General features: G+C 70.5%; 23 protein-coding genes. 12 read left to right on the top strand and 11 right to left on the bottom strand.

Annotated elements, in window-relative coordinates:
- Positions 1-64: 64 nt before the first annotated feature.
- The 5 genes from ABD817_RS16910 (at position 65) to ABD817_RS16890 (ending at position 6,662) form a co-directional block, all read left to right on the top strand.
- Positions 65-739: a response regulator transcription factor gene (locus ABD817_RS16910; protein ID WP_344746749.1), complete on the top strand. Its 675-nt coding sequence runs from the start codon at positions 65-67 to the stop codon at positions 737-739.
- Complete coding sequence (locus ABD817_RS16905) at positions 729-2,354, top strand: sensor histidine kinase (protein ID WP_344918891.1); 1,626 nt, start codon at positions 729-731, stop codon at positions 2,352-2,354. The genes ABD817_RS16910 and ABD817_RS16905 overlap by 11 nt, the downstream gene beginning before the upstream one ends.
- Positions 2,355-2,413: 59 nt before the next feature.
- Positions 2,414-3,055: a TetR/AcrR family transcriptional regulator gene (locus ABD817_RS16900; RefSeq protein WP_344918890.1), complete on the top strand. Its 642-nt coding sequence runs from the start codon at positions 2,414-2,416 to the stop codon at positions 3,053-3,055.
- 254 nt (positions 3,056-3,309) lie between these two features.
- On the top strand, positions 3,310-4,740 hold the full coding sequence (locus tag ABD817_RS16895; RefSeq protein WP_344918889.1) for a pyridoxal phosphate-dependent decarboxylase family protein: 1,431 nt from the start codon (positions 3,310-3,312) through the stop codon (positions 4,738-4,740).
- A 149-nt stretch (positions 4,741-4,889) separates the two neighbouring features.
- Positions 4,890-6,662: a S8 family peptidase gene (locus ABD817_RS16890; protein WP_344918888.1), complete on the top strand. Its 1,773-nt coding sequence runs from the start codon at positions 4,890-4,892 to the stop codon at positions 6,660-6,662.
- 205 nt (positions 6,663-6,867) lie between these two features.
- On the opposite strand, the gene ABD817_RS16885 is transcribed toward ABD817_RS16890, so the two are convergent.
- From ABD817_RS16885 to ABD817_RS16875, 3 genes are all read right to left on the bottom strand, one after another.
- Positions 6,868-7,485: a VOC family protein gene (locus tag ABD817_RS16885; protein ID WP_344918887.1), complete on the bottom strand. Its 618-nt coding sequence runs from the start codon at positions 7,483-7,485 to the stop codon at positions 6,868-6,870.
- A 115-nt stretch (positions 7,486-7,600) separates the two neighbouring features.
- Positions 7,601-8,434, bottom strand: coding sequence for a dihydropteroate synthase (gene folP, locus ABD817_RS16880; protein ID WP_344918886.1), 834 nt, complete (start codon positions 8,432-8,434; stop codon positions 7,601-7,603).
- A 97-nt stretch (positions 8,435-8,531) separates the two neighbouring features.
- The gene (locus ABD817_RS16875) at positions 8,532-9,401 is read right to left on the bottom strand and encodes a LysR family transcriptional regulator (RefSeq protein ID WP_329083172.1); all 870 of its coding nucleotides are present in this window, start codon (positions 9,399-9,401) and stop codon (positions 8,532-8,534) included.
- Positions 9,402-10,166: 765 nt separating this feature from the next.
- Here ABD817_RS16875 and ABD817_RS16870 point away from each other — a divergent pair.
- Positions 10,167-11,264 (top strand): neutral zinc metallopeptidase, encoded by a 1,098-nt coding sequence (locus ABD817_RS16870; RefSeq protein WP_344918884.1) that lies wholly within the window; start codon positions 10,167-10,169, stop codon positions 11,262-11,264.
- 293 nt (positions 11,265-11,557) lie between these two features.
- Complete coding sequence (locus tag ABD817_RS16865; RefSeq protein ID WP_344918883.1) at positions 11,558-13,567, top strand: LCP family protein; 2,010 nt, start codon at positions 11,558-11,560, stop codon at positions 13,565-13,567.
- 178 nt (positions 13,568-13,745) lie between these two features.
- Here the strand turns inward: ABD817_RS16865 and ABD817_RS16860 are convergent, their stop codons facing one another.
- On the bottom strand, positions 13,746-15,815 hold the full coding sequence (locus tag ABD817_RS16860) for a spermine/spermidine synthase domain-containing protein (protein ID WP_344918882.1): 2,070 nt from the start codon (positions 15,813-15,815) through the stop codon (positions 13,746-13,748).
- 171 nt (positions 15,816-15,986) lie between these two features.
- Here ABD817_RS16860 and ABD817_RS16855 point away from each other — a divergent pair, with 171 nt between their 5' ends.
- The gene (locus tag ABD817_RS16855) at positions 15,987-17,345 is read left to right on the top strand and encodes a S8 family peptidase (protein ID WP_344918881.1); all 1,359 of its coding nucleotides are present in this window, start codon (positions 15,987-15,989) and stop codon (positions 17,343-17,345) included.
- A gap of 179 nt (positions 17,346-17,524) precedes the next feature.
- Here ABD817_RS16855 and ABD817_RS16850 read toward each other — a convergent pair whose 3' ends face one another.
- The 4 genes from ABD817_RS16850 to ABD817_RS16835 form a co-directional block, all read right to left on the bottom strand.
- Positions 17,525-18,475 carry a M56 family metallopeptidase gene (locus ABD817_RS16850; RefSeq protein ID WP_344918880.1) on the bottom strand — a complete coding sequence of 317 codons (951 nt, stop codon included), beginning with the start codon at positions 18,473-18,475 and terminating at the stop codon, positions 17,525-17,527.
- Complete coding sequence (locus tag ABD817_RS16845; RefSeq protein WP_307568654.1) at positions 18,472-18,840, bottom strand: BlaI/MecI/CopY family transcriptional regulator; 369 nt, start codon at positions 18,838-18,840, stop codon at positions 18,472-18,474. The genes ABD817_RS16850 and ABD817_RS16845 overlap by 4 nt, the downstream gene beginning before the upstream one ends.
- Before the next feature lie 456 nt (positions 18,841-19,296).
- Complete coding sequence (locus ABD817_RS16840; protein ID WP_344918879.1) at positions 19,297-19,575, bottom strand: heavy-metal-associated domain-containing protein; 279 nt, start codon at positions 19,573-19,575, stop codon at positions 19,297-19,299.
- 266 nt (positions 19,576-19,841) lie between these two features.
- Positions 19,842-20,465 carry a DUF305 domain-containing protein gene (locus tag ABD817_RS16835; RefSeq protein ID WP_344918878.1) on the bottom strand — a complete coding sequence of 208 codons (624 nt, stop codon included), beginning with the start codon at positions 20,463-20,465 and terminating at the stop codon, positions 19,842-19,844.
- Positions 20,466-21,099: 634 nt separating this feature from the next.
- Between ABD817_RS16835 and ABD817_RS16830 the strand changes: the two genes are divergently transcribed.
- The gene (locus ABD817_RS16830; RefSeq protein ID WP_344918877.1) at positions 21,100-22,059 is read left to right on the top strand and encodes a C40 family peptidase; all 960 of its coding nucleotides are present in this window, start codon (positions 21,100-21,102) and stop codon (positions 22,057-22,059) included.
- Positions 22,060-22,340: 281 nt separating this feature from the next.
- On the opposite strand, the gene ABD817_RS16825 is transcribed toward ABD817_RS16830, so the two are convergent.
- From ABD817_RS16825 to ABD817_RS16815, 3 genes are all read right to left on the bottom strand, one after another.
- Positions 22,341-23,042, bottom strand: a complete 702-nt coding sequence (locus ABD817_RS16825) for a hypothetical protein (RefSeq protein ID WP_344918876.1) — start codon at positions 23,040-23,042, stop codon at positions 22,341-22,343.
- 178 nt (positions 23,043-23,220) lie between these two features.
- Entirely contained in the window at positions 23,221-23,607 is a 387-nt protein-coding gene (locus ABD817_RS16820; RefSeq protein WP_344918875.1) for a hypothetical protein, read from the bottom strand.
- A gap of 130 nt (positions 23,608-23,737) precedes the next feature.
- The gene (locus ABD817_RS16815) at positions 23,738-24,955 is read right to left on the bottom strand and encodes a helix-turn-helix domain-containing protein (protein ID WP_344918874.1); all 1,218 of its coding nucleotides are present in this window, start codon (positions 24,953-24,955) and stop codon (positions 23,738-23,740) included.
- 262 nt (positions 24,956-25,217) lie between these two features.
- Between ABD817_RS16815 and ABD817_RS16810 the strand changes: the two genes are divergently transcribed.
- The 3 genes from ABD817_RS16810 to ABD817_RS16800 form a co-directional block, all read left to right on the top strand.
- Positions 25,218-25,451 (top strand): hypothetical protein, encoded by a 234-nt coding sequence (locus ABD817_RS16810; protein ID WP_344918873.1) that lies wholly within the window; start codon positions 25,218-25,220, stop codon positions 25,449-25,451.
- Positions 25,452-25,586: 135 nt separating this feature from the next.
- Positions 25,587-26,048, top strand: a complete 462-nt coding sequence (locus tag ABD817_RS16805) for an amidohydrolase family protein (protein WP_344918872.1) — start codon at positions 25,587-25,589, stop codon at positions 26,046-26,048.
- Positions 26,049-26,662: 614 nt separating this feature from the next.
- Positions 26,663-26,986 (top strand): hypothetical protein (locus ABD817_RS16800; protein WP_344918871.1); only part of this gene is annotated, 324 nt, incomplete at its 3' end.

Genomic DNA, 26,986 nt, shown 5'->3' with positions numbered 1-26,986 from the left:
CTCAGCCGCCTCTCAGGCCGGGTGGCCGAGGATGGACGCGTTCGAGGTGGTGAAAGGGGCAGTCATGCGGGTTCTCGTCGTCGAGGACGAGCGGAGGATGGCCGCCGCCCTGCAGCGTGGTCTGCAGGCCGAGGGGTTCGCGGTCGACCTCGCGCACGACGGGGAGGACGGCCTGCACCAGGCCAGGCACGGCGAGTACGACGTCGTGGTGCTGGACATCATGCTGCCCAGGATCTCCGGCTACAACGTCTGCAAGCAGCTGCGGGCCGAGGAGAACTGGGTCCCGATCCTGATGCTGTCGGCCAAGGACGGCGAGTACGACATGGCCGACGGGCTCGACCTCGGTGCCGACGACTACCTGACCAAGCCGTTCTCGTACGTGGTGCTGGTGGCCAGGCTGAGGGCGCTGCTGCGGCGCGGGGCGAACCGGCGCCCGTCCGTGCTGAGGGCGGGGGATCTGGCGCTCGACCCGGCGCGGCGGCGCGTCACCAGGGGCGAGACGCCGGTGGAGCTGACGCCCAGGGAGTTCGCGCTGCTGGAGTTCCTGCTCCGCCACCACGACGAGGTGGTCTCCAAGACGGAGATCCTGGAGCACGTCTGGGACACCTTCGACACCGATCCCAACGTGGTCGAGGTCTACGTCGGCTACCTGCGGCGCAAGATCGACGTGCCGTTCTCCAGGAACGCGCTGCAGACGGTACGGGGAGCGGGATACCGGCTGGCCGGCGATGGCGGCTGATCCGGCCCCCCGGGACCGCCGGGATCCCCGGAACCGTCAGGAGCCCCGTGACCTCCAGGAGCGGTCCGTCGGCGGGGCGGGCACGGGTTCCCGTACCGGCGCCGTCCCCCCGGCCGACGCGGTCGCGCACGGGGGCGGGCGCGCGGTCGGCAGGTGGCGGCGCAAGAGCCTGCGCTTCCGGCTGACGGCGGTCGCCTCGGCCGTGCTGGCGGTGGCGCTGGTGGTCTCGGCCTACGTGATGATCACCGTGCTCGGCAACGCGCTGCTGACCACCATCGACGAGTCGATCTACCAGCGGGCCAGGGAGACCGTCTCGCTGGCCGACGCCGGGCGGCTGCCCAACGAGATGACCTCGCCGGACGGCACGCTCCTACAGGTGATCGACGGCGCGGAGCGGATCACCCACACGACCACCGGCACCGACAGGCTGGTGCCGCTGCTGGACGCCGGGGAGCGGGCGGCGGCGATCGACGAGGGGGAGGCGCGCTTCCTGGACGGCAAGCCGTACGGCATCCCGCACATGCTCCGAGTCCGGGTGCTCAGCGCCGACCGGGGGCAGACGGTGATCGCGGCGCGTCCCTTCAGCGAGGTGCAGACCAGCATCTCCACGGCCGGGCACGTGCTGATCGTCGGCACGCCGCTGCTGCTGATCCTGCTCGCGGGGGCGAGCTGGGTGATCATCGGTGGGACCCTGCGGCCGATCGCGGCGCTACGCCGGGGCGCGGACGAGATCACCGGCACCGCCCGCTTCCGCCGCCTGCCGGTGCCCGAGGCGCGCGACGAGGTGCACAGCCTGGCCACGACGCTGAACGCGATGCTGGCCCGGCTGGAGAAGGCCGGTATCCGGCAGCGGGCCCTGGTCTCGGACGCGGCGCACGAGCTGCGCAGCCCGCTGGCGAGCATCAGGCTCCAGCTGGAGGTGGCGCTCGGCCACCCCGAGGGGCAGGACTGGCGGGAGACGGCCGAGGGCGTGCTGGAGGACACCATGCGCCTGTCCAGGCTCGCCGAGGACCTGCTCTCGCTGGCCCGCCTGGACGAGCGCGGCGGCACGCCCGCGCGGGGCGAGCCGGTGGAGCTGGACCAGCTGGTCTCGCAGACCGTCGAGCGGTACGGCGAGGCCGTCACGGTGCGGATCTCCGGCCAACCGGACGTGAGCCAACCGGACGTCAACCGGCCGGACACCGACCGGCCGGACAGCGCGCCGGGGAGCGTGACCACCGGCGGGCCGGAGAGCGGGTCCGGCGCGCTCACCGGCGAGCCGGAGGGCAGGCCGATCAGGGTCACCGGGGACGCGCTGGATCTGGGCCGGGTGCTGGTCAACCTGGTCGACAACGCGCTGCGGCACACCTCGGCCCCCGTGGTGGTCGAGCTGCGGGCCGAGGGGGCCGACGCCGTGCTGACCGTCACCGACGACGGGCCGGGCATCCCCGAGGCCGACCGGGAGCGGGTGTTCGACCGGTTCACCCGGCTGGACAGCGCGCGCAGCCGCGACGAGGGCGGAGCCGGGCTGGGCCTGGCCATCGTGCGCGAGACGGTCCACGCCCACGGCGGCGCGGTCCACCTGGAGGACGCCTCCCCGGGCCTCCGCGCGGTCGTACGGCTTCCGCTATCTTGACCGAGGCTTGTGAATCATCCGCTTGGCCGGGCGATGGATCGGGACCTAGCGTCACATGCATGACTTCCGGTGACGACAGCCGACGGGAGCTGATCCTGCGGGTCGCCACCAGCCTGTTCGCCGCGCTGGGGTACGACAGCACGTCCGCGAGCCAGGTCGCCGAGGCCGCCGGGCTGAGCGTCGAGGCCCTCGGCGCGGAGTTCGACGGCAAGCGGGAGCTCTACCTGGAGATCATGGAGCGCGAGTACCGGGCCGAGCGGGCGTCCCTGGTGAAGGCGCTGGAGGGGATCTCCGCGGTGACCCCCGAGCAGACGGCGCTGGTGATCCACCGGGTCATCGACCACTACCTCGACTTCTGCCTCGCCCATCCCGAGTTCCCCTCCCTGTGGATGCACCGGTGGCTCGCGGACGCCAGCGACGTCACCGAGCTGGAACGGAGATACATCCAGCCGCAGATCGACCTCGTCTCCAGCGTGATCACTCCCGCGATGGAGGCCGGGTACGTGGACGCCGACGTCGACATGAAGTACGCCTTCTGGTCGGTGGTGTGGTGCGTGCACGGCTTCTGCCAGGGCGGGGTGCTCGACCGGGACGGCAACCGCCAGGACGCGGAGGATCCCGCCGTGCTGCGGCGGTTCCGCACCTACCTGCACAAGATGGTCCACCGCGTCGCCGCCCTGCCCGGCCCCCCTCCTTCCTGACCGGGCTCCCCGGGTCTTTGTGCCCCCGAGCGGGCCCTCGCCATGCCCGGCCCTCTCCCTCCTGAACCACGGCTCCCCGCGCCCCCGCTCCCCCGGAGGTCGAAGCGATCGTGGGCCCTCGCCCTCCCCGCCGGGCCATGGCATTGTCCGATCATCCCCGTACGGCACGATTCGTGTGATGCTGGCACTTCCCCGGCGGCCCCCTGCGGGCCGCGTCCTTCCGGCCCGCGTGAGCCGTACCCCCGAGGAGACCGATGAGCCTGCCTGACAAGGGCCGCAGCACCGAGGAACTTCTGGCCGAGATCGCCCGGCTCAAGCGGGACGACCTGCCGGTGCGCGGCGGCAAGGTGACCGCGTACGTCTACGACACCGGACGGCCCGAGGTGCACGAGGCCGCCGCCAGGGCCTACTTCGAGATGCTGGAGGTCAACACCCTCGACCCGACGGCCTTCCCGAGCGTGGTGGAGATGGAGAAGCAGGTCGTCGGCGCGGTCGCCGAGTTGCTCGGCGGGGGTTCCGGCGTCTTCACCAGCGGCGGCACCGAATCGGTCATGCTGGCGGTGAAGGCGGCGCGGGACTCGCGGGAGACCGGGGGGCGCCCCCGGATGGCGGTCCCGGTGACCGCGCACCCGGCCTTCCACAAGGCCGCGCACTACCTGGGGCTCGCGGTGGACGCCGTGCCGGTGGACCCGGTGACGTTCCGCGCCTCCCCCGGGGGCGTCGAGGCCGCGATCACCGAGGACACCGTCCTGGTGGTCGCCTCGGCGCCGTCCTACCCGCAGGGCGTGATCGACCCGATCGCCGAGATCGCCGGGATCGCCGCCGCGCGTGGCGTGCCGTGCCACGTGGACGCCTGCGTGGGCGGGTGGCTGCTGCCGTGGCTGCGCGAGGCCGGGGCCGACATCCCGCCCTTCGACCTGTCGGTGCCCGGGGTCACGTCGCTCTCCTGCGACCTGCACAAGTTCGGCTACGCGCCCAAGGGCGCCTCGGTCGTGCTGTTCGCCGACCCGGCGATGAGGCGCAGGGCGTACTTCGCCTCGGCCTCGTGGCCCGGCTACACGGTGATCAACGCCACGGTGCAGAGCTCGAAGTCCGCGGGCCCGCTGGGCGGCGCGTGGGCCACCTTCCAGGCGCTGGGCCGGGAGGGCTACCTGGAGCTCGGCCGCACCACCCTGGCGGCGGCCCGAGAGCTCCGCGAGGGCATCGCGAAGATCCCGGGGCTGCGGGTGCTCGGCGACCCGGAGTCGGCGCTCGTCGCCTTCGGCTCCACGGGGGACGACGACGGGGTGGACGTGTTCGTGCTGTCGGACGAGGCCAGGAAACGCGGGTGGTTCCTGCAGCCGCAGCTGTCCTACGCGGGTATCCCGGCCAATATCCACATCACGGTGACCGGGGTGACCCTGCGGGGCGTCGAGGCGATGCTGGAGGTGATCGCGGAGGCCGTGGAGGCGGCGCGCGAGCGGGGTCCCGCGGAGCTGCCGGAGGGGCTGGTGGAGCTGGTGGCGGGCCTGGATCTGGACGCGCTCGACGACGCCGCCTTCGGTGAGCTGGCGGCGGCCGTCGGCGTGGACCTGGGGGGCTCGGGACAGCCGGAGATGGCCGTGGTCAACGCGGTGCTCGACGCCCTTCCCGCCGACCGGCGAGAGGCGATCCTGATCCGCTTCCTTTCTGTTATCTACGCCTGATTCCCCAAGTACAACTACATAACAAATTGATTTACTTGAGTCATGATATTGCGGTAAATATCATGCTGGCCGACGATGGGGACGCTCCACCGCCGCCCGGAATCCCCGACCGGGACGCCGGGCCCACCCCCTCCAGGAGGTCCGCGAACATGAGCAAGGCCCCCGCCATCCGATTAGCGGGCTTGGTCACCGCCGCACTCCTGCTCGCCCTCGGGTCGGTCACCCCGGCCTCGGCGCAGCAGCACACGGGTTCCATCGCTTCCACCGGTTCCATCGTCAAGGCGGACAGCGCGACCGCGCTCGCCGACAGCTACATCGTGGTCCTCAAGGGCCAGTTCAGCCGCGCCGACCGCGACCGCCAGGCGCGTGAGGTCGCCGAGGGCGAGGGCGCGCAGGTCAGCGCCGTCTACCAGCGCGCCGTCAACGGCTTCGCCATCCGGGCCAGCGAGGAGCAGGCCCGCCGGATCGCCGCGCGGCCCGACGTCGCCTACGTCGAGCAGGACCAGGAGTTCACCCTGGTCAACCAGGCCGTGGCCTCGTGGGGCCTGGACCGGGTCGACCAGCGGAACCTGCCGCTCGACGGCAACTACACCGCGCCGAACACCGGTTCCGGCGTGCGGGCCTACATCATCGACACCGGTATCCGGGTCACCCACTCCGACTTCGGCGGACGGGCGCAGGCCGGGCGCGACGTCTACGACGACGACAACGACGTGGCCGACTGCAACGGCCACGGCACCCACGTCTCGGGAACGGTCGGCGGCGGCCAGTACGGCATCGCCAAGGCCGTCACGCTGGTCGGCGTGCGAGTGTTCGGCTGTGGCAGCAGCACCTCCACCTCGATCATCATCGAGGGCGTGGACTGGGTCACCGCCAACGCGGTCAAGCCGGCCGTGGCCAACATGAGCCTGGGCGGCAGCGCGAGCGCCACGCTCGACACCGCGGTCTCCAACTCCATCGCCTCCGGCGTCGTGTACGCGCTCGCCGCGGGCAACGAGAGCACCAACGCGTGCACCCGCTCCCCCGCGCGGGTTCCCGCCGCGATCACGGTGGGCGCCACCACCAGCACCGACGCCCGCGCGTCCTACTCCAACTTCGGCACCTGCCTGGACCTGTTCGCCCCGGGGTCGGCCATCACCTCGGCCTGGAACACGAACGACACCGCCTCCAACACGATCAACGGCACCTCGATGGCCTCCCCGCACGTCGCGGGCGCGGCGGCACTCGTCCTCAGCGGCAGTCCCACCGCCACCCCGGCGCAGGTGCGCGACACGATCGTCACCAACGCCACGCCCGGCGTGGTGACCAACCCCGGCACCGGATCGCCGAACCTGCTGCTGTACGTCGGCGGCGGCGGTGGCCCCGGCCCCGGCCCCCAGCCCACCGTGGTCTACTCCGACGACTTCGAGGCCGAGCGCGGCTGGACGGTCAACCCCGGCGGCACCGACACCGCGACCACGGGCCGCTTCGAGCGAGGCGACCCGGGACAGACGTCGAGCGGCGGCGTGACCACCCAGCCCGGCACCACCCCCAGCGGCATGTACGGGCTGGTCAGCGGTGCGGCGGCCGGGGCGAGCGCGGGTGACGGCGACATCGACGGCGGCGTGACGAGCGCCCAGTCTCCGGCGATCACGCTGCCCGCGAGCGGGACGCTCACGCTGTCCTTCTCCTGGTATCTCGGCCACCTGAACAACGCGAGCAGCGCGGACTACGTCCGGGTCCGCGTGGTCGGCACGACCACCACGACCGTGCTGAACCAGGCCGGAGCCGCGTCCAACCGCGCCGCCGCCTGGGCCACCGCCACGGCCAACATCTCCGGCCACGCCGGGCAGGTCGTCCGGGTCGTCGTGGACGCGGCCGACGCCTCCGGGGCGAGCCTGGTGGAGGCCGGGATCGACGACGTCAAGATCACATCACAGTAGACCTTCCTGGAGTGCGAGGCGCGCCCCCGCCTCGCGATCGGGCCACCCGTTCCCCCCCACGGGTGGCCCGATCCGTTTCTCCCGGACTCCGGCCCGTTCTTCCCCGGGCCACCGGATCTGGCCACCGGATCGGCGTCAGGCCGGGTCCGACGCCGATCCGGCTCGCCTCCCGGCCTGTCGGGACAACGGGACGACGGACGACGCCTTACGAGAGCCTGACGCCGCCGACCACGGCCACCAGGCGGGGCTCGTCACCGGCGGCCACCTCCAGCTCGGCCCCGAGCGCGGCCAGGTTCGCGGCGACGGCCGCGGGGTCGGGATGGAGGGCGGTGAGGGAGGTCAGCTCCACCACGGGCAGGCCGCGCTCCGCGGGGTGCGTCGTGGCCCCCCAGTCGATCAGGAACGGGACCAGGCCGTCGCCGGTGTCGCCGGGCGACGACGTGAGGCGCCACTCCAGCAGTTCCCCCTCCGGGGTGCGACGCGACATCGGGTGGACGTCGCCCGGCTCGTAGCCGCGCTCGCGGGCCCGCGCGACGGTCGCGTCGAGGTCGGCCGGGCGGATCGCCCAGGTGACCAGGCGCGGGCCGGGCAGCAGGTCGAGACCGAACGGCCGGGCGAGGCCGGGATCCGGCTGTTCGGGATCCGGGCCGATGATCTCAAGGTAGCGGCGCCCGCCCAGGCCCAGCAGGTAGTTGCGGGTGCCCAGGCCCACGTGGCGCCCGCCCTCGGCGGGCTCCGCGCCGAGCAGTCCGGCGAGCTCCCGTACGGTCGCGTACAGGTCGGGGGTGGCGTAGACGAGGTGGTCGAGCAGTTCTTCCGGCATGGGTCGGGCTCCCGTCCGTGCGTGCGGCGGGCGGCTCGGCGCCCGCGGTGGAGGTGTACTCGCGGTGCGGTGCGAGGCGGGCGTCGTCACCGGCGTCTCACCGGCACTGTCACCGTCACCGGCGCAGTCTCCCGACGGTGGCCAGGGCGGCGCGGGCGGAGGCGGCGTCGTGGACGCGGAAGACCCGGGCGCCCTGCCAGGCGGAGACCGCCAGCGTGGCCATGGTCCCGGCGTGGCGCTCGTCCACCGGCAGGCCGCCGAGGGTCTCGCCGACGAAGTCCTTGTTGGAGACCGCGACGAGCACCGGCCAGCCGGTGGCGACCATCTCGTCGAGGCGGCGGCTGACCTCCAGGGAGTGCCAGGTGTTCTTGCCGAAGTCGTGCGCCGGGTCGATGAGGACCGACTCCCTGGGCACCCCCGCGGCGACGGCGCGCTCGGCGAGGTCGACGGTGTAGCCGATGACGTCGGCGACCACGTCGGCGTAGGCGATGCGGTGCGGGCGGGTGCGCGGCGTCACGCGTCCGGCGTGCGCGCAGACCAGGCCGATGCCGTGCCGGGCGGCGACCCCGGCCAGTTCGGGATCGACCCCGCCCCAGGTGTCGTTGAGAAGGTCCGCGCCCGCCTCGGCGACGACCTCGGCGACCTCCGCGCGCCAGGTGTCGACGCTGACGATGAGCCGGGGGTGACGACGCCTGACCTCGGCGACCAGGTCGGCCACCCTGCGGATCTCCTCGGCGGGATCGACCTCGTCGCCGGGACCCGCCTTGACGCCGCCGATGTCGACGATGTCCGCGCCTCCCGCGACGGCACCGTCCACCGCTTCCAGGGCTGCCGCGAAGCCGTACGTCCTGCCCCTGTCGAAGAAGGAGTCGGGGGTGCGGTTGACCACCGCCATGATCGCGAACTCGCCGGGCCGGAACTCACGGCCGCGCAGGCGCAAGATAGTCATCGAGACCGAGCCTATAGCCCGGTGTCGGAGAGGACGGCGCTCCCACCTGCGCCGCCTCTGGGGGAAAACTGGGGAAAACCGATGAGCCTCGGAGCTCCTACGCGGCCGACCCACTTTCGGCCACGGACAGGAACTCCTGGGCGATGGCGGGCAACCGCCGTCGCGCGTGAACGATGGCGATCACCCGGCGGACCGAGGGATCGAGGGTGCGGACCACGAGCCCGGCGCGGGCGGCCTGCTCGGCCATCCCCCGGTACCAGAGCATCGAGGCCGTACCCGAACGGACGGTGCTCAGCCAGTTGCCGCGCTCGTCGAGCTGCGTCGCCACCACGGGGGCCACACCGTGCTTGGCGAAGAGCGCGTCGAACTCCCTGCGCCGGGAACTGCCGGGGACCGGCAGCACCAGCCGCATGCCGTTGAGTCTCCTCATCGGCACCGGGTCGGGCAGGTCCACGCCGGGCGGGGAGATCAGCACGATCTCCTGGCGCTCCAGCGGGTGGCTGACCAGATCGGTGGGGACGGGCAGGTCCGTCAGGCCGAGATCGGCCCGCTGGTCCCTGATGGCGCTCACCACGCCGTCCCGCCCGTCACAGCGGACGATGTGAATGCGTACCCCGGGATGTTCGGCGGTGTACGCGGGGAGGAGGCGTCCCGCCAGCCCCGGTTCGAGGCTGGGGATCGAGGCGATGCGGAGCTCCGCCTCGGACGCGTGGCCGTGCGTGGACAGTGCCTCGATCTCGCGGACGGCGTCGAGTGCCTCCCGGGCCAGCTTGACCACCCGGCGTCCCTGTGCCGTGACGACCACGCCACGTCCGGAACGTGCGAACAACGTCATCCCGAGCTCTCGTTCCAAATCCCTGATCGCACGGGAAAGGGCAGGTTGTGCGATGTACAGCGACCTGGCCGCGTCGGTCATGGTGCGATGCTCCGCCGTCGCGACCACATAGCGGAGCTGCTGCAGATTCATGACTTGAAGCTAGGTCACGAGCCCTGGATCGGTCCTGCACATCGCGGAGATCACCTCGGATGATTTCGGAATGTAATCGAATGCAGCGACATCCGTGACGGATGATAAATCAGTATGCTTACGCCCCAAATTCGGCAAAAGTCCGGACCTGTAGCTCATATCGGATGCTCGGGTTAACGGGGAGACAGCGTGACAGGCAACGGGCACTACCCTCCACCACCCCCTCCACCTCGGGGGCAACCACCTCAGGCACCACCGGCGTGGGCGGCTCAGGGCCACCCTCAGCCACCGCCACCGGGATATCCACCGCCGCCACCACCGGGACAGGGGCACCCGGCACCGGGGAGCCAGGGATATCCGCCACCGCCCGCGTACCCGGGACAGGGCCAGGGCCGGGGCCGGGGCCGGGGAAACCCATCGGCGCCCCCACCGAGACAGGTGGGACATCCACCGGCACCACCACCGGGACAGGTGGGACATCCACCCGCACCACCGAGACAGGGAAACCATCCAGCGTCGCCGCCGGGGCACGGGAGCCACCCGGCGTCGCCACCAGGACAGGGATTCCCTCCCGGATACGGGTACCCGCCCGCCCCCCGGCAGCCACCCCCGCCCCCGCCCGGCCGGGGGTACCCGCCTCAGGGCCATCCCCAGGGGCCACCGCGGAGCCACCCCCAGCCGCCACCGCCCCCGGGGTATCCTCCGCCGTTCCCGCCCCCGTCGGCGCGTCCGCAGCCGCCGCCGGGACAGGGATACCCGCCGCCCATGCGGCCCGGGGGCCAGGTGCCGTACGGCCATCCGGCCCCGCCACCGCCGCCGCCGGACCCCCGGCAGCGGCACGCCTACCCGCCGCAGTGGCAGCCGCCGCGTCCCCGCTCCGGCGGCGCCGGGGCGATCGTCGGCGGGATCCTCGGCGTGGTCGCACTGCTGTTCGTCGGGCTCGTCGTGATGGGCGCGGTGGCCAAGAACAGCCGCCGCTCGGATCCGGTCTCGCCGGTCGCGATCCCCCCGCTGCCCACCTTCCTGGACAGCAGGCCGTCGTACACGCCCACCGCCGAGCCGAGGCGGACGACGGCCTCCTCCGACATCTCGGAGGACACGATCGCGCCCCCGGCCAGGGTGCGAACGCTCAACACCAGCCTGGACAACAACACGCTCTACCGGGCGGGAGGGCTTCCCAGGGTGAACTGCCCGGCGGGATCGGCCAGCATCTACAGCCACAGCCAGCTCAAGGCGCTGATCCTCAAGACGTCCAGGTGCATGGACAGGGGCTGGTCCCAGATCATGCGCAAGCAAGGCATGAACTGGCGCCCGCCCGGCTACGCCCTCACCGCGACGAAGGGCCGCGGCGCCTGCGGCGACTTTCCCTCGCCGGGCAGCATGGTGCCGTACTACTGCCCGCGCAACACCACCATCTACGCCTCGACCAGGGCGATGGTGCGGGGGGTGGGCGACTCCGGCGGGTACGGCTCCATCACCGACTGGCACGGCGGGGTGATCAGCATGATGGCGCACGAGTACGGGCACCACGTGCAGCAGCTGTCGGGGCTGTCCGACACCTGGTGGCAGAAGTCGCTGCGCTCCAGCAGCCGGAGCGGGAAACTCGCGCTCAGCCGCCGGTTCGAGCTCCAGGCGACCTGCTTCGGGGCGATGTTCATGCGCTCGGTCGCGGCCAGCTACCCGGTGACCCCGGCCCGGCGCAACACCCTCTACTACTTCTACTCCCGCGTGGGCGACTGGCCCGGCTATCCCCGTGACCACGGCTCTCCGGCGAACAACAACAGGTGGTTCCGCCAGGGCTACGAGAAGAACAAGGCGTTCCAGTGCAACACCTGGTTGGCGCCCTCCTCGTCGACCTCCTAGCCGACGTCACGACTTAAGGGATCATTCACCACAGATTAGCGATCTGTCTGTCATGTCCAGGTATGGGGACTAGAATCCTGGCAAATTCCGTTCAATCGGGGAACCTGGCTGTTTTGGCAGGTAGACCGGGGCAAAAAGTAGTAGGAAGCGGTGTGACGATGCACCTTGGGCAAGACTCGGGGGATCTCGCCGGCGACAGTGGGAAACGGCGCCTCCGGCGCCGCGGCGGAGGCGCGGGCCGCGGGAGCGCGCAGGGTCCGGCCGAGACGCAGCCCCCCTCCGGCCCACCCGGTATGCCACAGGCCCAGGGCGCTCCCGCCGGGCAGGAGGCGCCCAACGGGCGCCGGACGGTCCCTGACCTGGGCAAAGGCGCACCGGATGGGCGAGGGACGCCTCCCCCGCAGCCCAGGCCCGGCGTACGGGGCGCCGCCAACGGGCAGGATGCGCCGCCCCTCGTCCAGGGCGCGCGCAACGGGCAGGGGACACCTCCCCCGCACGACGTACCCAACGGGCAGGGGACGCTCCCCTCGGTCGGCGTACGCAACGGACAGGCCATCACGCACAACGGGCAGGAAACCCTCCCTCCCCGGGGGGCGCCCGAGAGCCGGACGGCCTCCCCCTCACCGGCCGGAACGGGTACGCGGCCCACTCCGGCCACGGGGCCGGACCAGGGCCAAGGGCCGGGCCAAGCCCAGGGAACGGACCAGGGCCAGGCGACAGGCCAGGGGCCGGGGCAGGTCCAAGAGCCGGGCCAGATCGGGGGGGCCGCCGGATCTCCCCCCGGCCCGCCCGGACCTTCCGACCCTCCAGGCCCTCCCGGGAAGCGGCCGCGCTTCGCCAAGCCGCTGACGGTCGGCGCGCTCATCGGCTGGACCGCGCTGTCGGCGATCCTCCCCGGCGCGGCGCACCTGCGGTCGGGACACCGTCGTACCGGATACATCCTGCTCACGATCTTCGGCGCGCTGCTGCTGTCCATCCTGGTCGGCGCGCTCGTCCTCAGCGGTGAGGGGAACGCCGGTTTCCTCGCCCGCGACAGCACGCTGATGACCGGGGCGATCCTGGCCATCGCCGGTGCGATCGCCTGGTTCCTGCTGGTGCTCTTCTCCTACGTCTCCCTCGGGCCCCACCGGCTCAGCGGCAGGGGGCAGATCGTGTCGGGCATCGCGGTCGGCGTGCTGTGCGTGTCGGTGATGGCGCCGTTCGCGCTGACCGCGAGCACCGTGATGACCGGCAAGGAGACGGCGAACGCCATCTTCGCGTCCTCCGCCGACAACCCCACGGCCGTCCCCGTCAAGCACGAGGACCCGTGGGGCGGGCGCAAGCGGGTGAACTTCCTGCTCGTCGGCGGCGACGGCGCCGGGAACCGGGAGGGCGTGCGGACCGACAGCATGACCATGGCCAGCGTGCACGTCGCGACCGGCAACACCGCCATGTTCAGCCTCCCCCGCAACCTCCAGCACGTCCGCTTCCCGCCCGGCACCGCGCTGGGCAAGCGGTTCCCCAACGGTTTCATGCGCGAGCTGCCCAACGGCGGCCTGCTCAACGAGGTCTGGCAGTACGCCGAGGACCACCCCGAGCTGATGCCCGGAGTCAACGACGGGCAGCGGGGCCCCCGGGCGCTCATGGACGCCATCGGCTTCACGCTCAACCTGAAGATCGACTACTACGCCCTGGTGAACATGTTCGGCTTCGCCCACCTGGTGGACGCCATCGGCGGCCTCAGGATCAGGGTGGAGCGCGACGTCCCCTGGGGCGGCCTCTACGGCACCGCCGGGACCATCAAGGCCGGATACCGGAAGCTCTCTGGCGAGGAGGCGCTCTGGTACGGGCGCTCCCGTGTCGGCAGCGACGACTTCTCCCGGATGGCCCGCCAGCGCTGCGTCATCGGCGCCTTCGCCCAGCAGGCCACCCCGTCGGTCGTGCTCACCAACTTCGCCAAGATCGCGGGCGTGGCCAAGAAGATGGCCAAGACCGACATCCCCCGCGAGCTGCTGGAGCACATCATCGAGCTGGGACTGAAGGTCAAGGACGCGAGGATCGTCAGCCTCCAGTTCGTGCCGCCGGAGTTCTACACCGGCTCCCCCGACTGGCAGAAGATCCGTGCCGCGACCGCCAGGACGCTGACCCAGTCGCTGCGGCCCGCCCGCCGCCCCCAGGCAGCGACGGCCTCCCCCGGCATGAGCGGTGCGACGCCCGCCGCCACCGCCACGACCACCAGGCCGACGGCGGCCAAGCCGAGCCAGACTCCCACCCCGAACGGCAAGTCCGAGGCCCAGTCCCTGGACGAGCTCTGCGGATTCTGACCACCCCGCACGGTCGGCTTCGCCCCTGAGCCCCTGAGCCCCTGAGCCCCTGATTCTCTGACCGCCCCGCACACATGTGGCCCGCCCTCCACGAAGGAGGACGGGCCACAACGCTTTCCCCGGGCTCCGGGGTCCTGGAACTGCTCCAGGACCCCGGAACTCCAGGGCTGCCCGAGGCTCAGCCGATCTTGACCGCTCCGGTCGTCCCGACGCCCCCGGCGGTCCCGCCGGTCCTGGGCAGCAGGGCGAAGGCGCCTAGATAGACCAGGCCCGCCACGATCAGCAGCGCCTGGTAGCCGATGACCAGCGCCAGATACTCCAGACAGCCGCCGACCATCGCGCCCAGCAGGTTGGCCCCGAAGGACACGGTGGCGTCCGCGGAGTCGGCGAAGCGCTTGGCGAACACCACGTTGGCCGCGAAGATCGGCAGGAACGCCACGATCACGGCGACCACCGCGCGCAGCGGCAGCGGCAGGCTCAGCAGCCAGGAGTTGGGCACCAGCCAGGCCAGGACGAGCCCGGCGACCAGCACGCCGTACATCACGGGCAGGGACGGCACCCTGAAGCGGCGTGTCACCTCCACCGCGGCGAGCACGGCGACCAGCACCCCGCCGAACACGATCGCGTTCACCACCCAGGTGGTGCCGAACAGCAGCGCGAACCCGGTGACGCTCTTCGTCTCCAGCAACAGGAACGCCACACCGAGCAGGAAGAGATCGGCGTACGGGCGCATGCGCCGGTACGGACCGGCGACGGCCCGGACGGCGAGCAGGCTGACGATGAGGATCAGGCCGAGGGTGATGATGTAGATCTGCGGGATCGTCCGGTCCTTCAGATAGAGGAAGGGCCGGTCGTCACTGGCCGGGGGCGGGGTGTCGGCGGTCGCCCCCGCCCACTCGGAGCCGCATCGCTGCGCCTCGGTGGTGAGCCCCGCGGTGATCACCGCCTGCTGGCCGGTCTCGCTGACGATGTCGACGCAGGGCTTGTGGCCGAAGGCGGCCTGCATGGTGGAGCCGAGGCGGTCCACCAGCCAGGTCTCGCGGTAGTAGTTGTACATCGAGAAGGCGCCGCCGGGCTTGAGGTGGTCCCTGGCCGCCTCCATCGCCTGCTGGGTGAACAGGTAGCTCTCCAGCCGCAGCGAGCTCGCCCCGGACACCAGGGTGAGCGAGTCGGGCAGCGCGAAGAGGATCAGGTCGTACTTGTCGGAGGTCCGTTCCAGGAAGGCGCGGCCGTCGGTGACGTGGGTGGTGACCCGGGGGTCGCTGTAGGGATTGTCCGGGTGGTACGAACGGCCGAGTTCGAGCAGCTTGGGGTCGATCTCCACGGCGTCCACGTGCTTGGCGCCCTTCGACAGCGCGATGGACACGTCGGTGCCGCTGCCCGCGCCCACGATCAGCACGTTGTCCAGCTTGCCGGAGGCCGCGCGCTCGTACGGGAGGGCGTACTGGCGCTCCCACTCCAGGCGGCTCTTGGCCGGGGTGGCCTGCTGGTGCGGGATGCCGTTGACGTCGATGTTCATCAGCGGCACGTCGTTCCAGTAGCCGCGCACGTAGGTCACCTTGTAGTAGGGCGACCACAGCGCCCCGGCCGTCAGCGTCTCCGTCGCGAGGACGCCGACGACGATCAGCGACGGCACCAGCAGTGCCGCCCGAGCCCAGACCCTGCGGGGCCAGAGCAGCACCGCGTAGGCGATCGCGGCGATCGTGCCCCACACCACCGGGGGCGCGCTGAGGAACGACAGCGCGGTGAACAGCGCGATGCCGCTGAGGCTGCCGATCAGGTCGTAGCGGTAGGCCTCCAGCCGTTCGAGCTCGGGGAAGCAGCGCCCGACCAGCTCGGCCGGGCCCATCAGCACGATCGCCGCCGCGGCGAAGATCACCGGCAGGATCAGCCAGGGGGGCGGACCGCTGGCGCTCAGGCTCGTCCAGTACAGGACCCCCTCGGTCTGGCGGTCCACGGTGACCGGGAAGAGCCACACGATCAGGACGAGGGCGGCGAGCACGATCGGCGAGTAGTACGGCTGCCGGGTGCTGCGTCCCACCCGGAGGAAGCCGAGCCCGATGCCGAGGAAGGACCCCAGCAGGACGAAGTTGGTGAAGTAACTCAGATGAACGATGTTCGACCCGGTCCACCGGATCAGGGCCAGCTCCAGGAAGAGCATGAAGCCACTGGCCACTATCAGTCTGGGCCGCGTGCTCAGCCAGTGTGTGTGCCGGACATCGGGGTTGGGGGGCGGCTCTGCGGTCATGACGCCCAACGCTAGTGACCGTCACTCGCGCAGGGAAGGAAATCCACGTCTGTCGTTTGTGCGGATTGCATCATATGAGTCCAGATAGGGGGTGGTTTTAACGGCTGGACGCGGCCGAGGGGGATGCAGGAACGTGGTGGAACCCGATCCCCTCGAGCCCCGGTGGTGCACATGCGGGTCCTGCTCCAGCTCCGTCCCTCCCCCGACGTCGTCGCGGCCGTGGCCGACCCCGCGGTGAGCACACCGGCGGCCGACGTCGCCGACGCGCTGCCCGGGGTCGTCGTGGATCCCTCCTTCACCCCGGTCCTCGCCCCCCGCCCGGTTCCCGTCGCCGGGGGCGACCCCCTCTCGCTCAACCAGCCGCTGACCTTCTCCTTCGCCGACAACGAGGCCTTCGTCCTGGTCCGCGGGGAGATCTCCGACGACGAGATCTCCACCCGGATCACCCTGCTGCCCGCGCTCCGTCCCGACGTCGTGGGGGTCTTCGCCGACCCGGTGATCGAGCGGGGTCTCACCTGCGGCGGAGCGCCCCCGGTGGGCGACTGGCGCGACGTGGAGCGGCTGCTCGGCGTCACCGAGCTGGCCCGCGAGGGCCTCGACGGCTCGGGCGTCGCGCTCGCGGTGCTCGACACCGGCGTCAACGCCGCGCACGTGGCCCGGAGCCTCGACCGCGCCGTGACCCTCGACGCGCAGCGCAGCTGGAAGCCGTCGGGGGTGCGGGGCGAGGCGGGCGAGTTCCCCGTCGACCACGGCACGATGTGCGCCTTCGACGCGCTTCTCGCCGCCCCGAGGGCGTCGCTGATCGACGTTCCCGTGCTGCTCTCCCGGCGCCCCGGCGGCAGCGCGCTGGACGGCCTGCTGTCGGACGCGGTCGCGGCCTTCGCCCACCTGCGCACCGTCCTCGAAGCCCAGCCCGCCGCCTCGCGCTCCCTGGTCGTCACCAACAGCTGGGGCTCCTTCTCCCCCGACTGGGATTTCCCCGCGGGCCATCCCGGCAACTACTCCGACAACCCGGCCCACCCGTTCAACCTGATCGTCTCCAGCCTGGAGCGGGCGGGCGCCGACGTGCTGTTCGCGGCGGGAAACTGCGGGCGCGACTGCCCCGACGGCCGGTGCGCGTACGCCAACCGGCCGATCACGGGCGCCAACTCCCACCCGCGCGTCCTGTCGATCGGCGGCGTCGACATCCGTGGCGAGCGGGTCGGCTACTCCTCGCAGGGTCCCGGCCGCCTCACCGCCCGCAAGCCCGACCTCTGCGCCTACACCCACTTCTCCGGCTCGCGGGCCTTCGGCGACGACGAGCCCGACTCGGGCACCTCGGCCGCGTGCCCCGTCGCCGCCGGACTGGTCGCGGCCGTACGCACCCTGTGGCCCTCCTCCCGCCTGTCACCCGCCCAGCTGCGCACCCTGCTCCGGCGCACCGCCGACGACCACGGCGACATCGGGTTCGACCACGACTACGGCTACGGCGTCCTCGACACCGCCGGAATGCTCGCCTCGCTGCGCCGCCGCGCCAAACGCGTGGCGTGAGCGCATGCTCCTGAAGCGGCGGTGGGTCATGGAGGGCCCGGCGGTGTCCGGGTCGAGGGAAAGGCTCAGCCCGCCTCTGGACACCGCCGGTCACCGGCATTAGCGCATGCGCGGGCGAAGACCGGACGGGATGAAGACCCATCCCTATCTACTACGTACTGCCGTAGACGGCCTGGCGGTTAGAAAATCGAGATGGTGTGGCAGTGGTGGGCCAGGAACGAGCTCACGCCGGGAATCACCGCCACGGCCACGGGGCCCGCGAGCAGGACGGTGACGGCGGCAAGGCCCGCGACGCGTTCGCGGCGCCGGAGGGGGGCTGCCGGGCTGAGCATGCGCCTGACACGAGTGAGGGCCGTCTCGCCGCCCGCGCCCAGCGCGAACGCGGGCGCTCGCCCGGTGGCGAGCCGTACCAGCGCGGCGGCGATGTGGAGACGGCAGTGGTGGCGGGCCGCGACGTCGTCGGCCAGGAGCTCGACCAGGCGTGCGACCTCGCCGCGGGCTCGGGCGAACAACGGCAGACGGGGAAAGGCCCGGCAGAAGGTTTCGGCCGCGGCCAGGAGGAGGTGATGGCGTCCCCGCAGGTGGGCCTGCTCGTGGGCGAGGACGGCCGCCACCTGTTCGGGGGCCAGGGAGTGCAGCGCCGCGGTGGTGATGACCGCCCTGCCCTCGCGGCCGGGCAGGCAGTAGGCGGCGGCCTCGTCATGATCGAGCACGACCGCGTCCAGTGCGCCGTCGCGGCGGCCGAGGAGGTTCAGCATGTCGGCATGCCGTCGGCGCTCCCAACGCGCCCTGACGACGATGGCCGCCCCGCAGTAGGTGAACCTGGCCACGATCAGCCCGGCGCCGAGCAGAGCGGCGCGCGTGCCCGGGGAGCTCAGTGGGGCACCCTCGGAGAGGATGTCCGCGCACGCCTCGAAGAACGCGGCCAGGCCATGGCCGATCACACTGGCCGGGATCGCCACGGCGAGCGCCGAGAAGACCATGGAGGCGAGTGCGGAGGCGCAGGCGGCCAGCCAGACGCAGATCGCCAGGCGGGGGGCGCGCTGGGCCCATTGGCCCCGGCTCAGCAGGCGGGGCAGGACGACCACCGCGACCATGGCGTACAGGGCCAGCACGGCGGCGGTGATCACGCGCGGCCCCCGGGCGGATACACCTTGAGTGCGGCCTCGAGCGCGACCGACTCCTCGGGGGTCAGCCGCTCCAGGAAGTGCACCAGCGTGGCCGCCTGGTTGCCGCTGGAGGCGAGGCTGCTGCGCATCAGGTCGGCGGTGTAGGCCTCCCTGGTGGCCACCGTCTCGTACACATACGCCCGGCCGACCGCCTTCCTGCGAAGCAGCCCCTTCTTGTGGAGTTTGTCCATCACCGTCATGACGGTCGTGTAGGCGATCTCCCGCTCACGGCGAAGATCTTCGAGAACGTCCCTGACCGACGCCGGCCGGTGATACGACCACAGGCGCTCCATGACCGTGGACTCCAGGTCTCCCAGACCACGCATCGTGTGAGACTCCCATCTACCAGCGAGTCGTTCAATGCTACTGGCCGTCGTAGACGCCTGCCATGCGTTATCCCTGCCAGGGCACGCCTGCCACAACTGGAGGATTCGGCCGACCGGCGGTTTCCAGCACCGGTCCCAACCTCCTCGCCGAAGCCGTCGACGAGCGATGCGACCGACGGGCAAGGAGGCGGGATTCCGGCTCACGCGCATCCCACAGTGGTCATGAGTCCGGATTCGACCGGCAAGGCCGCGAACGCCTGGCCACCCGGCCGGAGGTCACCCTCCACGCTCGTGCTGTCACCTTCGAAGGCCGCCCGTCTCCGCTCCCGAAGGAACCGATGGGGAACCGATGACGACCGAGACGCACCGTCCACGGGGTGAAGCCCTGGCATGCGCCGATCGCCCATCGCCTCGGCGTCCACCATCTCGCCATCGCGCTCCTGCGACGAAGCCGCTCTAGGAGGCGCCGGTCGGCGAGACGTCGGCCAGCGCGTAGCCCGCCCGGCCCACGGCCGCGCGGATCTCCTCGTCAGAGAAGCCCGCTCCGGTGACGGTGACGGCGCCGGTGGGCAGGTCGACCTGAACGTCGCTCACGCCGCCGACCTTGCCGATCTCGGCGGAGACCGAGGAAACACAGTGCCCGCAGGTCATCCCGCTGACCCGGTAGACGCTCCCGGTGGTCTCCACCTGCGCGGAGGTGCTGTCCGCGGTGGCGCACGCACATGCCGTGCACATAGGGTTCCCCTCTCCCGTGTACCCCGGTGGGGTACATTGGTTTGCGACTTTAACATACCCCCTGGGAGTTAAGACGGAGTGCAGGACATTGATCAGCCAGGAGACCGGCACTCGCGTCCGGATCACCGCTGAGGCTCTCGCGTGCCGCGGAGACGATGTCGGCGATGTCGCGTTCGGCGTCCGCGTACCGTCACGGCAACGGTCAGGACCGATCAACCGGTTCGGCACCTCGTTTCCCGCGACGGCGTTTCCTGCGACGGCGGGGATCAGCGCCGGGCGAGCAGTTTCCGCATCCGCTTTATCTCCGCCCGCTGAGTGGCCTCAATGGTCGTGGCCAGTTCCTTGGCTTGCGGGTCGGATCCTCGGGCCCGCTCGGTTTCGGCCATCGCGATCGCCCCCTGGTGATGAGTGATCATCATCCGCAGGAACATGCGGTCGAATTCCCTGCCCCTGGCCGCGTCGAGCCTCTTCATGTCCTCGCCGGTCATCATCCCGGGCATGTCATGTCCCTGCATTCCCCCCGAAGGTGTCGCGGGCTTGCCCCACCGCGCCAGCCAGCCCGTCATAGTGGTGATCTCCGCCCCTTGAGACTTGTCGATCGCGGCCGCCAGCTTCTTGATCTCCGGGTCCTGGCTGCGCGTCCGGGCCAGCCCGGCCATCTCCACGGCCTGCCTGTGGTGCTCGATCATCATCTGGGTGAAGGTCACATCCGCCTCGTTGAAGGAGGCACCCGGCCCCTGGGTCGGGGAGGCGGCCGGAGCGTCGGCCGGGCCGGTGAGCCCGGCCGTGACGTCGCCGCCGCTCGCGCAGGCGGTGAGGAGGGCGAGCACACCGGCTGCCGCGATGACGGCCGGAGCGAGCCCGCGGGGCGAAGGTCGGTCGATGGGCATGGGTGTGGCTCCTTCTGGTTTCTCGAATACCGCCGGACCTCGCCGTCGCGGGCAGGTCTCGGGGACGTGCCGCGTACGCGCTCGTCGTGGATGCGGGTCATTCGAAAACCGTTCGAGGCGCGGCCCTTACATGCCCGAAAACATTCGGGCAACACGACCTGACCTGCGGATTGTGTTGGACGCGGTCGAAGTTTGACGTTCATGAGCACGGGCTGGGAGCCGAGGAGGCGCGTACCGGGAAGGCCACCGGATGGTCACACGCCACCCTCCACACCAGCGACCAGATCCGCTCCGGCGCCTCCACCGGCACGAGGGAAGAGGTCTTCTACTACGGCCAATAGTCATTTTGTTCGTCCCGCGACCCCTCGCTCCCAGGTGAGCCGACAGCCGGTCAAGTCTCCGAGCAGGCTTCGAAGACCCGTGCTGAGCAGCGACGATGCGGCACGAAGCGTTGCGGGCGAATCCGTGGCCTCACCCGAACGCCAAGCAGGGCCGCCTCGCATCAGCACGGAAATACGGAGTAAGAGATGAATGACCCCTGCTGTTTCTGTAGCATTTCGCCCGACATCGGGACAAGGAAAGGCATCACACAGTGGTCGTTGCGGGCATGCCGGTGCGAGTTCGACGGATACCTGTGGCGGCGGGAGTCGTGATCGCCGTCCTGCTGTCGCCGCTCGACGCAGCGGTCGCCGAGCCACGGCCCACCCTCGCCCAGGCCAGGGCGAAACTGGCCAAGCTCAACGACCAGGCCGGCAAGGTCGTCGACCGCTACAACCTGGCCGACGAGCGGTGGAAGAAGGCGAAGAAGCACTACGACAAGCTGAACGAGGTCTACGGTCAGCAGCGAGAATCAGTCGAGGCCCTGCGCCGCAACCTCGTCACGCTGGCCGTCAGCAGTTATCAGGCCGGTGGGCTGAGCGGCGGGGCGGGGCTCATGTCCAGCGACGACCCCCGCTCACTGCTGAGCGGCATGGCCGCGGTCGACCAGATATCGGCAGGGCACGCGCAGTCGCTGCGTACGTTCGACGCCGCCACCCAAGCCCTCAAAGCGCAGCACGGCAAGGCCAAGGACGCGCTGAGCGAAGCGGACAAGGCGCGAGACACACTGGCCAAGGAGAAGAGCACGACCAAGCGTCTGATCGCCGAACAGACGAAGCTGCTGCGCAGGCTCGGCGCCTTCCGGGTCGGCGACCCCAACAGCGTCGGCGTCGCCTACACCGGCTCGGCCTCCGGCAGCGCCAGAACCGCTCTGCAGTTCGCCTACGCGCAGATCGGCAAGCCGTACCAGTGGGGCGGGGAGGGGCCGGGATCGTACGACTGCTCGGGCCTGACGCAAAGCGCCTGGGCCAGGGCCGGGGTCGGCATCCCCCGCACCACCTACGAGCAGTGGAGCTGGGGGGCCGGCAGGCGGGTGCCACTGGATCTGAACCAGTTGCAGCCCGGTGACCTGCTTTTCAGCAAGGGCCTGGGGCACATGGGCATGTACGCGGGCAACGGCAAGATGGTGCACGCCCCCCGGACCGGCGACGTCATCAAAGAGGTCGACCTCGACGACTACTGGTGGGGCCGCCTCCTTGGCGCCATTCGTCCCTGACACCGCTCCGGCCTCCTGGACCGGGCCGCGTACGGGCGGGAATCGGCGTGGCGAGATGTTCGATACGCCCAACCCGGGCTCTTTCCAGCGGTCACCAGCCGCAGGGCGACTGCGCTGGGTTGTGGCCCCCTGGCTGCTCCCTCTCCTCGCCCTCCGCGACGTCGAGGGATGGTGACGTGGGTGTTCACCTGCAGCCAGGGGGGTTGTGGCCCCCGATAGGGCGGCGGTCAGAGACAGACCGTCCGGGGAAGGGTCGCCCTACCGGAGGAGCTTTCGGTGGGCTAGACGGGCAGATCCCGGCTCGGCCCATCCGGTTCGCCCGGCCGGACATGCCGGTGGTCCCTGTCCTGGTTCGCCAGGTGGGGCGCCGGACGGAGGTCGTGGACCTGGACGATCAGCTGGGTGGCCAGCGCGCGGCGAAGGAGGTGCGGCTCGTTCAGACCCACCAGGACGTTGTGTTCTCCCGTATGAACAGGTCGCCCGTCCGAGCCTGGGCGGAACATGTCCGCCAGGACGGCGGCGGGCTCGCTGCGGGCCACGGTGTAGACGGCCGACGACACGTGGAGCTGGGGACACATGCTCAGTGATTCGGGGATGCACGCCCGGCAGGTCGCGGGCGCGCTGGTGTAGCCGCTGTCCGGCACGTCGGGGATGTCGCGGAACGCGGTGGCGGTCATGATCCACGGAATGCGCCCGGTGCCGGGGTCGGTCGCGGCCTGCCCGCAGACCTGGCACAGGTCTCTCACCATGCACCTCCACTGGCGCAGCGTGTTGAGCATGCGCCACTGCGGCGCCCCCCGGCGGTTGGTCAGAACGCGGGCACGCAGCACCCCGTCGACCATGTCACCCCGGCGCGGGTCGTCGTAGGCGAGCCGCAGCCTTCCGAGCGGGCGGCGGACGAACCGCAGACGTTGCGGTACGGCCTCCTCCGCGTGCGCGATGACGTAGGGAACACGAAGCGGTGCCGACGCGGCGCCGGTCATCTCGTCTCCCCGTCCGGCCCGATCGACCATGCCACTCGCACGGCCGGGCACCCCGGTCGAAGGTCTTGGAACATCGCTACGGTCACGTCGGCCGGGGCACCCGCGGGACTGCCCGTGCGGCGTGCCTCAAGGGTGTCGTCCGGATGCTTCGTCACGTCGGACTCCGGGACCTCCCGCCTCATGCCCTCTCCTCCGAGAGCGCCGCGAGAATCAGGTCCACCACCGCGTGAGGCTGGTCGGCGTTCACCAGCTGAGCCGCGACCCCCACCGTAAGCAGGGAGACCACGTAGCAGCCGGAGCGCGGCCCCACGGTCACGCTCGCCACCTCCCGGCCGTCGCGCTTGTGCGCGATCAGGTGGGGGACACGACGGGTGCACTGCCCCAAAGCCCATGGCTTGCCGCCCTCGCTCAGCTTCAGGACGATCGTGTGAACGGCGTAGGAGGGAACCCCCTTCGCGTTCAACAGCCGTTGCACGACCCCCAGCGCCCTGTCGTGCTTCTCCGCCGTCTCATCACTTATGGCCTCTTCTGCACGCTCCTCGGCTTTTGACGCGAGCTTCGCCATATCGCCCCCTGGGGTCGGAATCATCAGATTCGGACGGAGAGGACCGTACTCCTCTCTGTCACCACGACCCTACGAAGCGCAAGGACGGGAAACGTTCACAGCTTCCGTGAACAAATCGTTCGAATGAAGCTCAGAGAGCCATTCGCGCTTCCAGCGCACGCAGCTTTTCCGGGACGATGCGATAGCGAGGACCCAGCTGCCTGACCGTCTCTCTCGCCATAGGATGGAATCGCGTCATTTGTGGTGCGATCCGCTCGGCTTTAAGCACCCGATTGAGCGATTTGTCATTTTCGTTGAGCCACAGGTGCGCTCTGGCCATGTCGATCTCGTGGTGTGCCCTGCGCTCGCCGTAAAGGCTGGTAGGCAGCTTGAAATCCGCATCCAGGCGAATTGCCGTGTCGTAGTCGCCGAGTTCCGTCGCCAGCGCACAGCCGTGGATGGCCACATTGGCGGGGTTCAGTTGTAGCCCATGCGGGTCCAGCCGGTCTCGTGGTGCGATGCGCGCCACCGTGTCAGCCGCATGGCCATGGTGGTCCCACGCTTCCGACGCACGGCCCATCCGTGCTGCGGATACGGCCGCACGAAGATGGAGTGACCCGTAGACCTCCAACCCTGTTGGTGTGGATTGGTCCACGTTGTTCACCACTCGGTTCGCCAGCGTCAGCGCGATGTCCCCGGAACCCAGCGTGAGGAGCAAGGTCGTCCGCGACAGGGAGACGAGGTGTTGGAGATGCGGATCATTGGCGCGTAGCGCGGCAGCCGCTCCTCGCTCGATGGCGACATGCGCCAGGTCGTTGTACCCCAGACGACGCGCCAGAGACACCACCAGGGCGTAAGAGTGATGCAACAGCCGCCACGCCCCCGGGAGGCCTGACTCCAGCGTGTGAATCGTCAATTCCTCGATCGCAGCCGGTAGGCGGCTGCCGACGGCGACGTGCGCGGCGGAGCCTTGAAGCTTCTGGAGCGCTGTCATCTCCACGGCCAGCACTTCGAGTGGGCGAGGAGGTATTTCCAGCTCAGGAGCGATATCAGCATACGCCAGAGCACGCCGAATGACGGGTATCGCCGCGTGTACGGCATCGGTGCGTTTATCTGACCCTCTGTACGGCTGGCCGTTGATTTCCGCCGCATCGACCCCGCAGGTTCTTGCCACTATCGCGACAAGTGACGGGGTGGCTGGTTTGTGACCGGACTCGACCTGTGCGATCAAGCTACGGGAGACATTCGCCTTGGCAGCCAGACCGTTCTGGGTCCATCCTCGACGCTTTCGCGCCCTGGCGATCCGGACGCCTGTAGGTTCCAGCTTGCCGCTACCCCCCAGGTCGGGGTCCCAGTCCATTCCGGTCATGCGCTTCTCTCCTCGCTTGACGCGACATCCTTACCATATGGTGTGCCCCTGCCAAGGGGATGAACATTCTCGGACACCCACACGGTGAAGGAGAGAAGTTAGTCGCCGATCAGGGCGCGGGGGATCAGCCGGTCGGGTCTCGTGTGTAGTTTGCGGTCTCAAGAAACATCTGTGTATTTCTGAGATTGATTCCACCCACGCGAAGCCCCCGAAGGGAAGAGAGCTTCCGCGATGGCGAGGAAGAGCGCGTAGCGTGATGCGTATGCTCCTGATCACCGTACGGCTCCCGCCCGACGCGACGCTCGCGCAGGCCATGCGGCGTCTGGAGTTACCGGAGGAAGACGTCGACACCGATTACGGCCTGGTGCTCATCGACCCCGACCAGGGTCTGTACGGCCTGCGGGTGAGCGAGTCCGCCGCCCACCGCGTCGCCCCCGAGGCGGGCGGGGGCCCCTACTCCGACCCGAGGATCGAGCCGTACGGCCCCTCGGGCTGAGCCCTTCCCATAGGAAAGCGCTTTCCAGCTGTCAACGAACACTTCGACGAATCGGGAAGCTTTCACGCGGACAGCCGCTCGCGAGGCGGCGGCTTGGCAGGTCTGGCCCTCACGGCGTGCTTCTACCGTGCTGTCATGGACACTCCGGATCTCCTCATCAGGAACGCCGCCCTGTGCGGCCGTCCCGGCAGGTGGTCGCCGGCCGCCACGGGCGGGCTCATCAGCCTCGTCGCCGAGGACGATCCCGGTTTGGCCCCGGCGACCGGCGTGACCCTCGACGCGGACGGCGCCCTGGTCACCGAGCCGTTCGTGGACGCCCACCTGCACCTGCGCAAGGTCCACACCCTCGACCGGGCCGGACCCGCCGCCCTCTCGCAGTACACCGGGGCCGCGATGAGCGCCATCGAGACGGCCGCCACCGTCAAGACCGGCCAGACCGCAGAATCCGTCCTCGAACGCGCCAGGCCGGTGCTCCTGGAGTCCGTACGACAGGGCGTCCGGGCGGTACAGGCCTTCGCCGACATCGAGTCGAGGCGGCGCGGGTCGTCGGCCTGCCCGCCCACCGCCTGGAGCCCGGGGCTCCCGCCGACCTGGTGATCCTGGAGGAGCGGACCCTCCGCGAGGCCCTGACCGGCCCGCGCCGCCCCGCCACGTCGTCGTCGCGGGCCGGGTCGTGGCCTCGTCCAGCCTGCACACCTCCTCCGGACCCGGTGTTCCTCTCCGACGGGCGCGGACGCCAGGCGCCGTACGGCCGAGGCGGAGAGACCGGCACGGCGGCGAACGAGCGACGCCGGGAAACCGGCAAGGCCGCGCGCGGGCGAGGCCGGGGAAGTCGGCGCTCGGGCGTCGTGACGGCCCAGGATCGGCGGGATTCTGCCCACGAAAACGGGCGCTTGAGCGGAGACGATCTACTGAACTCTGGCGGTCCGGCCGCGGATGGCATCCTGTCGGGACACGAGCCTCCGACGGAGGCCGGTAGCCGAACGTTACCGATCACCCCTTTTCCGCTCCTTTCTGCTACCGCCGGGTAATCTGACCGCCCCAAGGCTTTGGGATCCACTAGCAGACTCCCGCGACCCCCTCCACTTACCGTGAGGGTAGGTTACGCATCGTGTCGGCGTCGTCCTCGACGCCGCACGGCGCTCCGCCAGCCCGGGGCATCGCCCGGGGCTCGACCGATTCGACACCGATTCGACGTGGAGTGATTTGCCATGACCAAAATCAGAAACGCCCTCGCAGCCGGAGCCGTGATGGCCTCCGCTCTCGTCGTCCCCGCGGCGATGTCGACCTCGTTCGCCGCCGCGGACACCCTGGCCATGACCACCCCGACAACTCTCACCTTCCTCCTGAAGCCCTGCAGCGAGCACAAGAACCCCGACAGGTGCCGCGCCCGTCGCGAACTCAGGCGCGAGTACAGGCGTGAGCTCGGGCTCACGTGCAAGAGCGACCGCAGACGCGAATACCGCCGCGAACTCAGGCGCGCATACAAGCGCGAACTCGGCCTCACGTGCGCGAGCAACCGCAAACGCGAATAC

The sequence above is a fragment of the Streptosporangium oxazolinicum genome (genome assembly GCF_039537505.1).
Classification (GTDB): Bacteria; Actinomycetota; Actinomycetes; order Streptosporangiales; family Streptosporangiaceae; genus Streptosporangium; species Streptosporangium oxazolinicum.
This window is presented reverse-complemented; position numbering and strand designations above follow the sequence as displayed.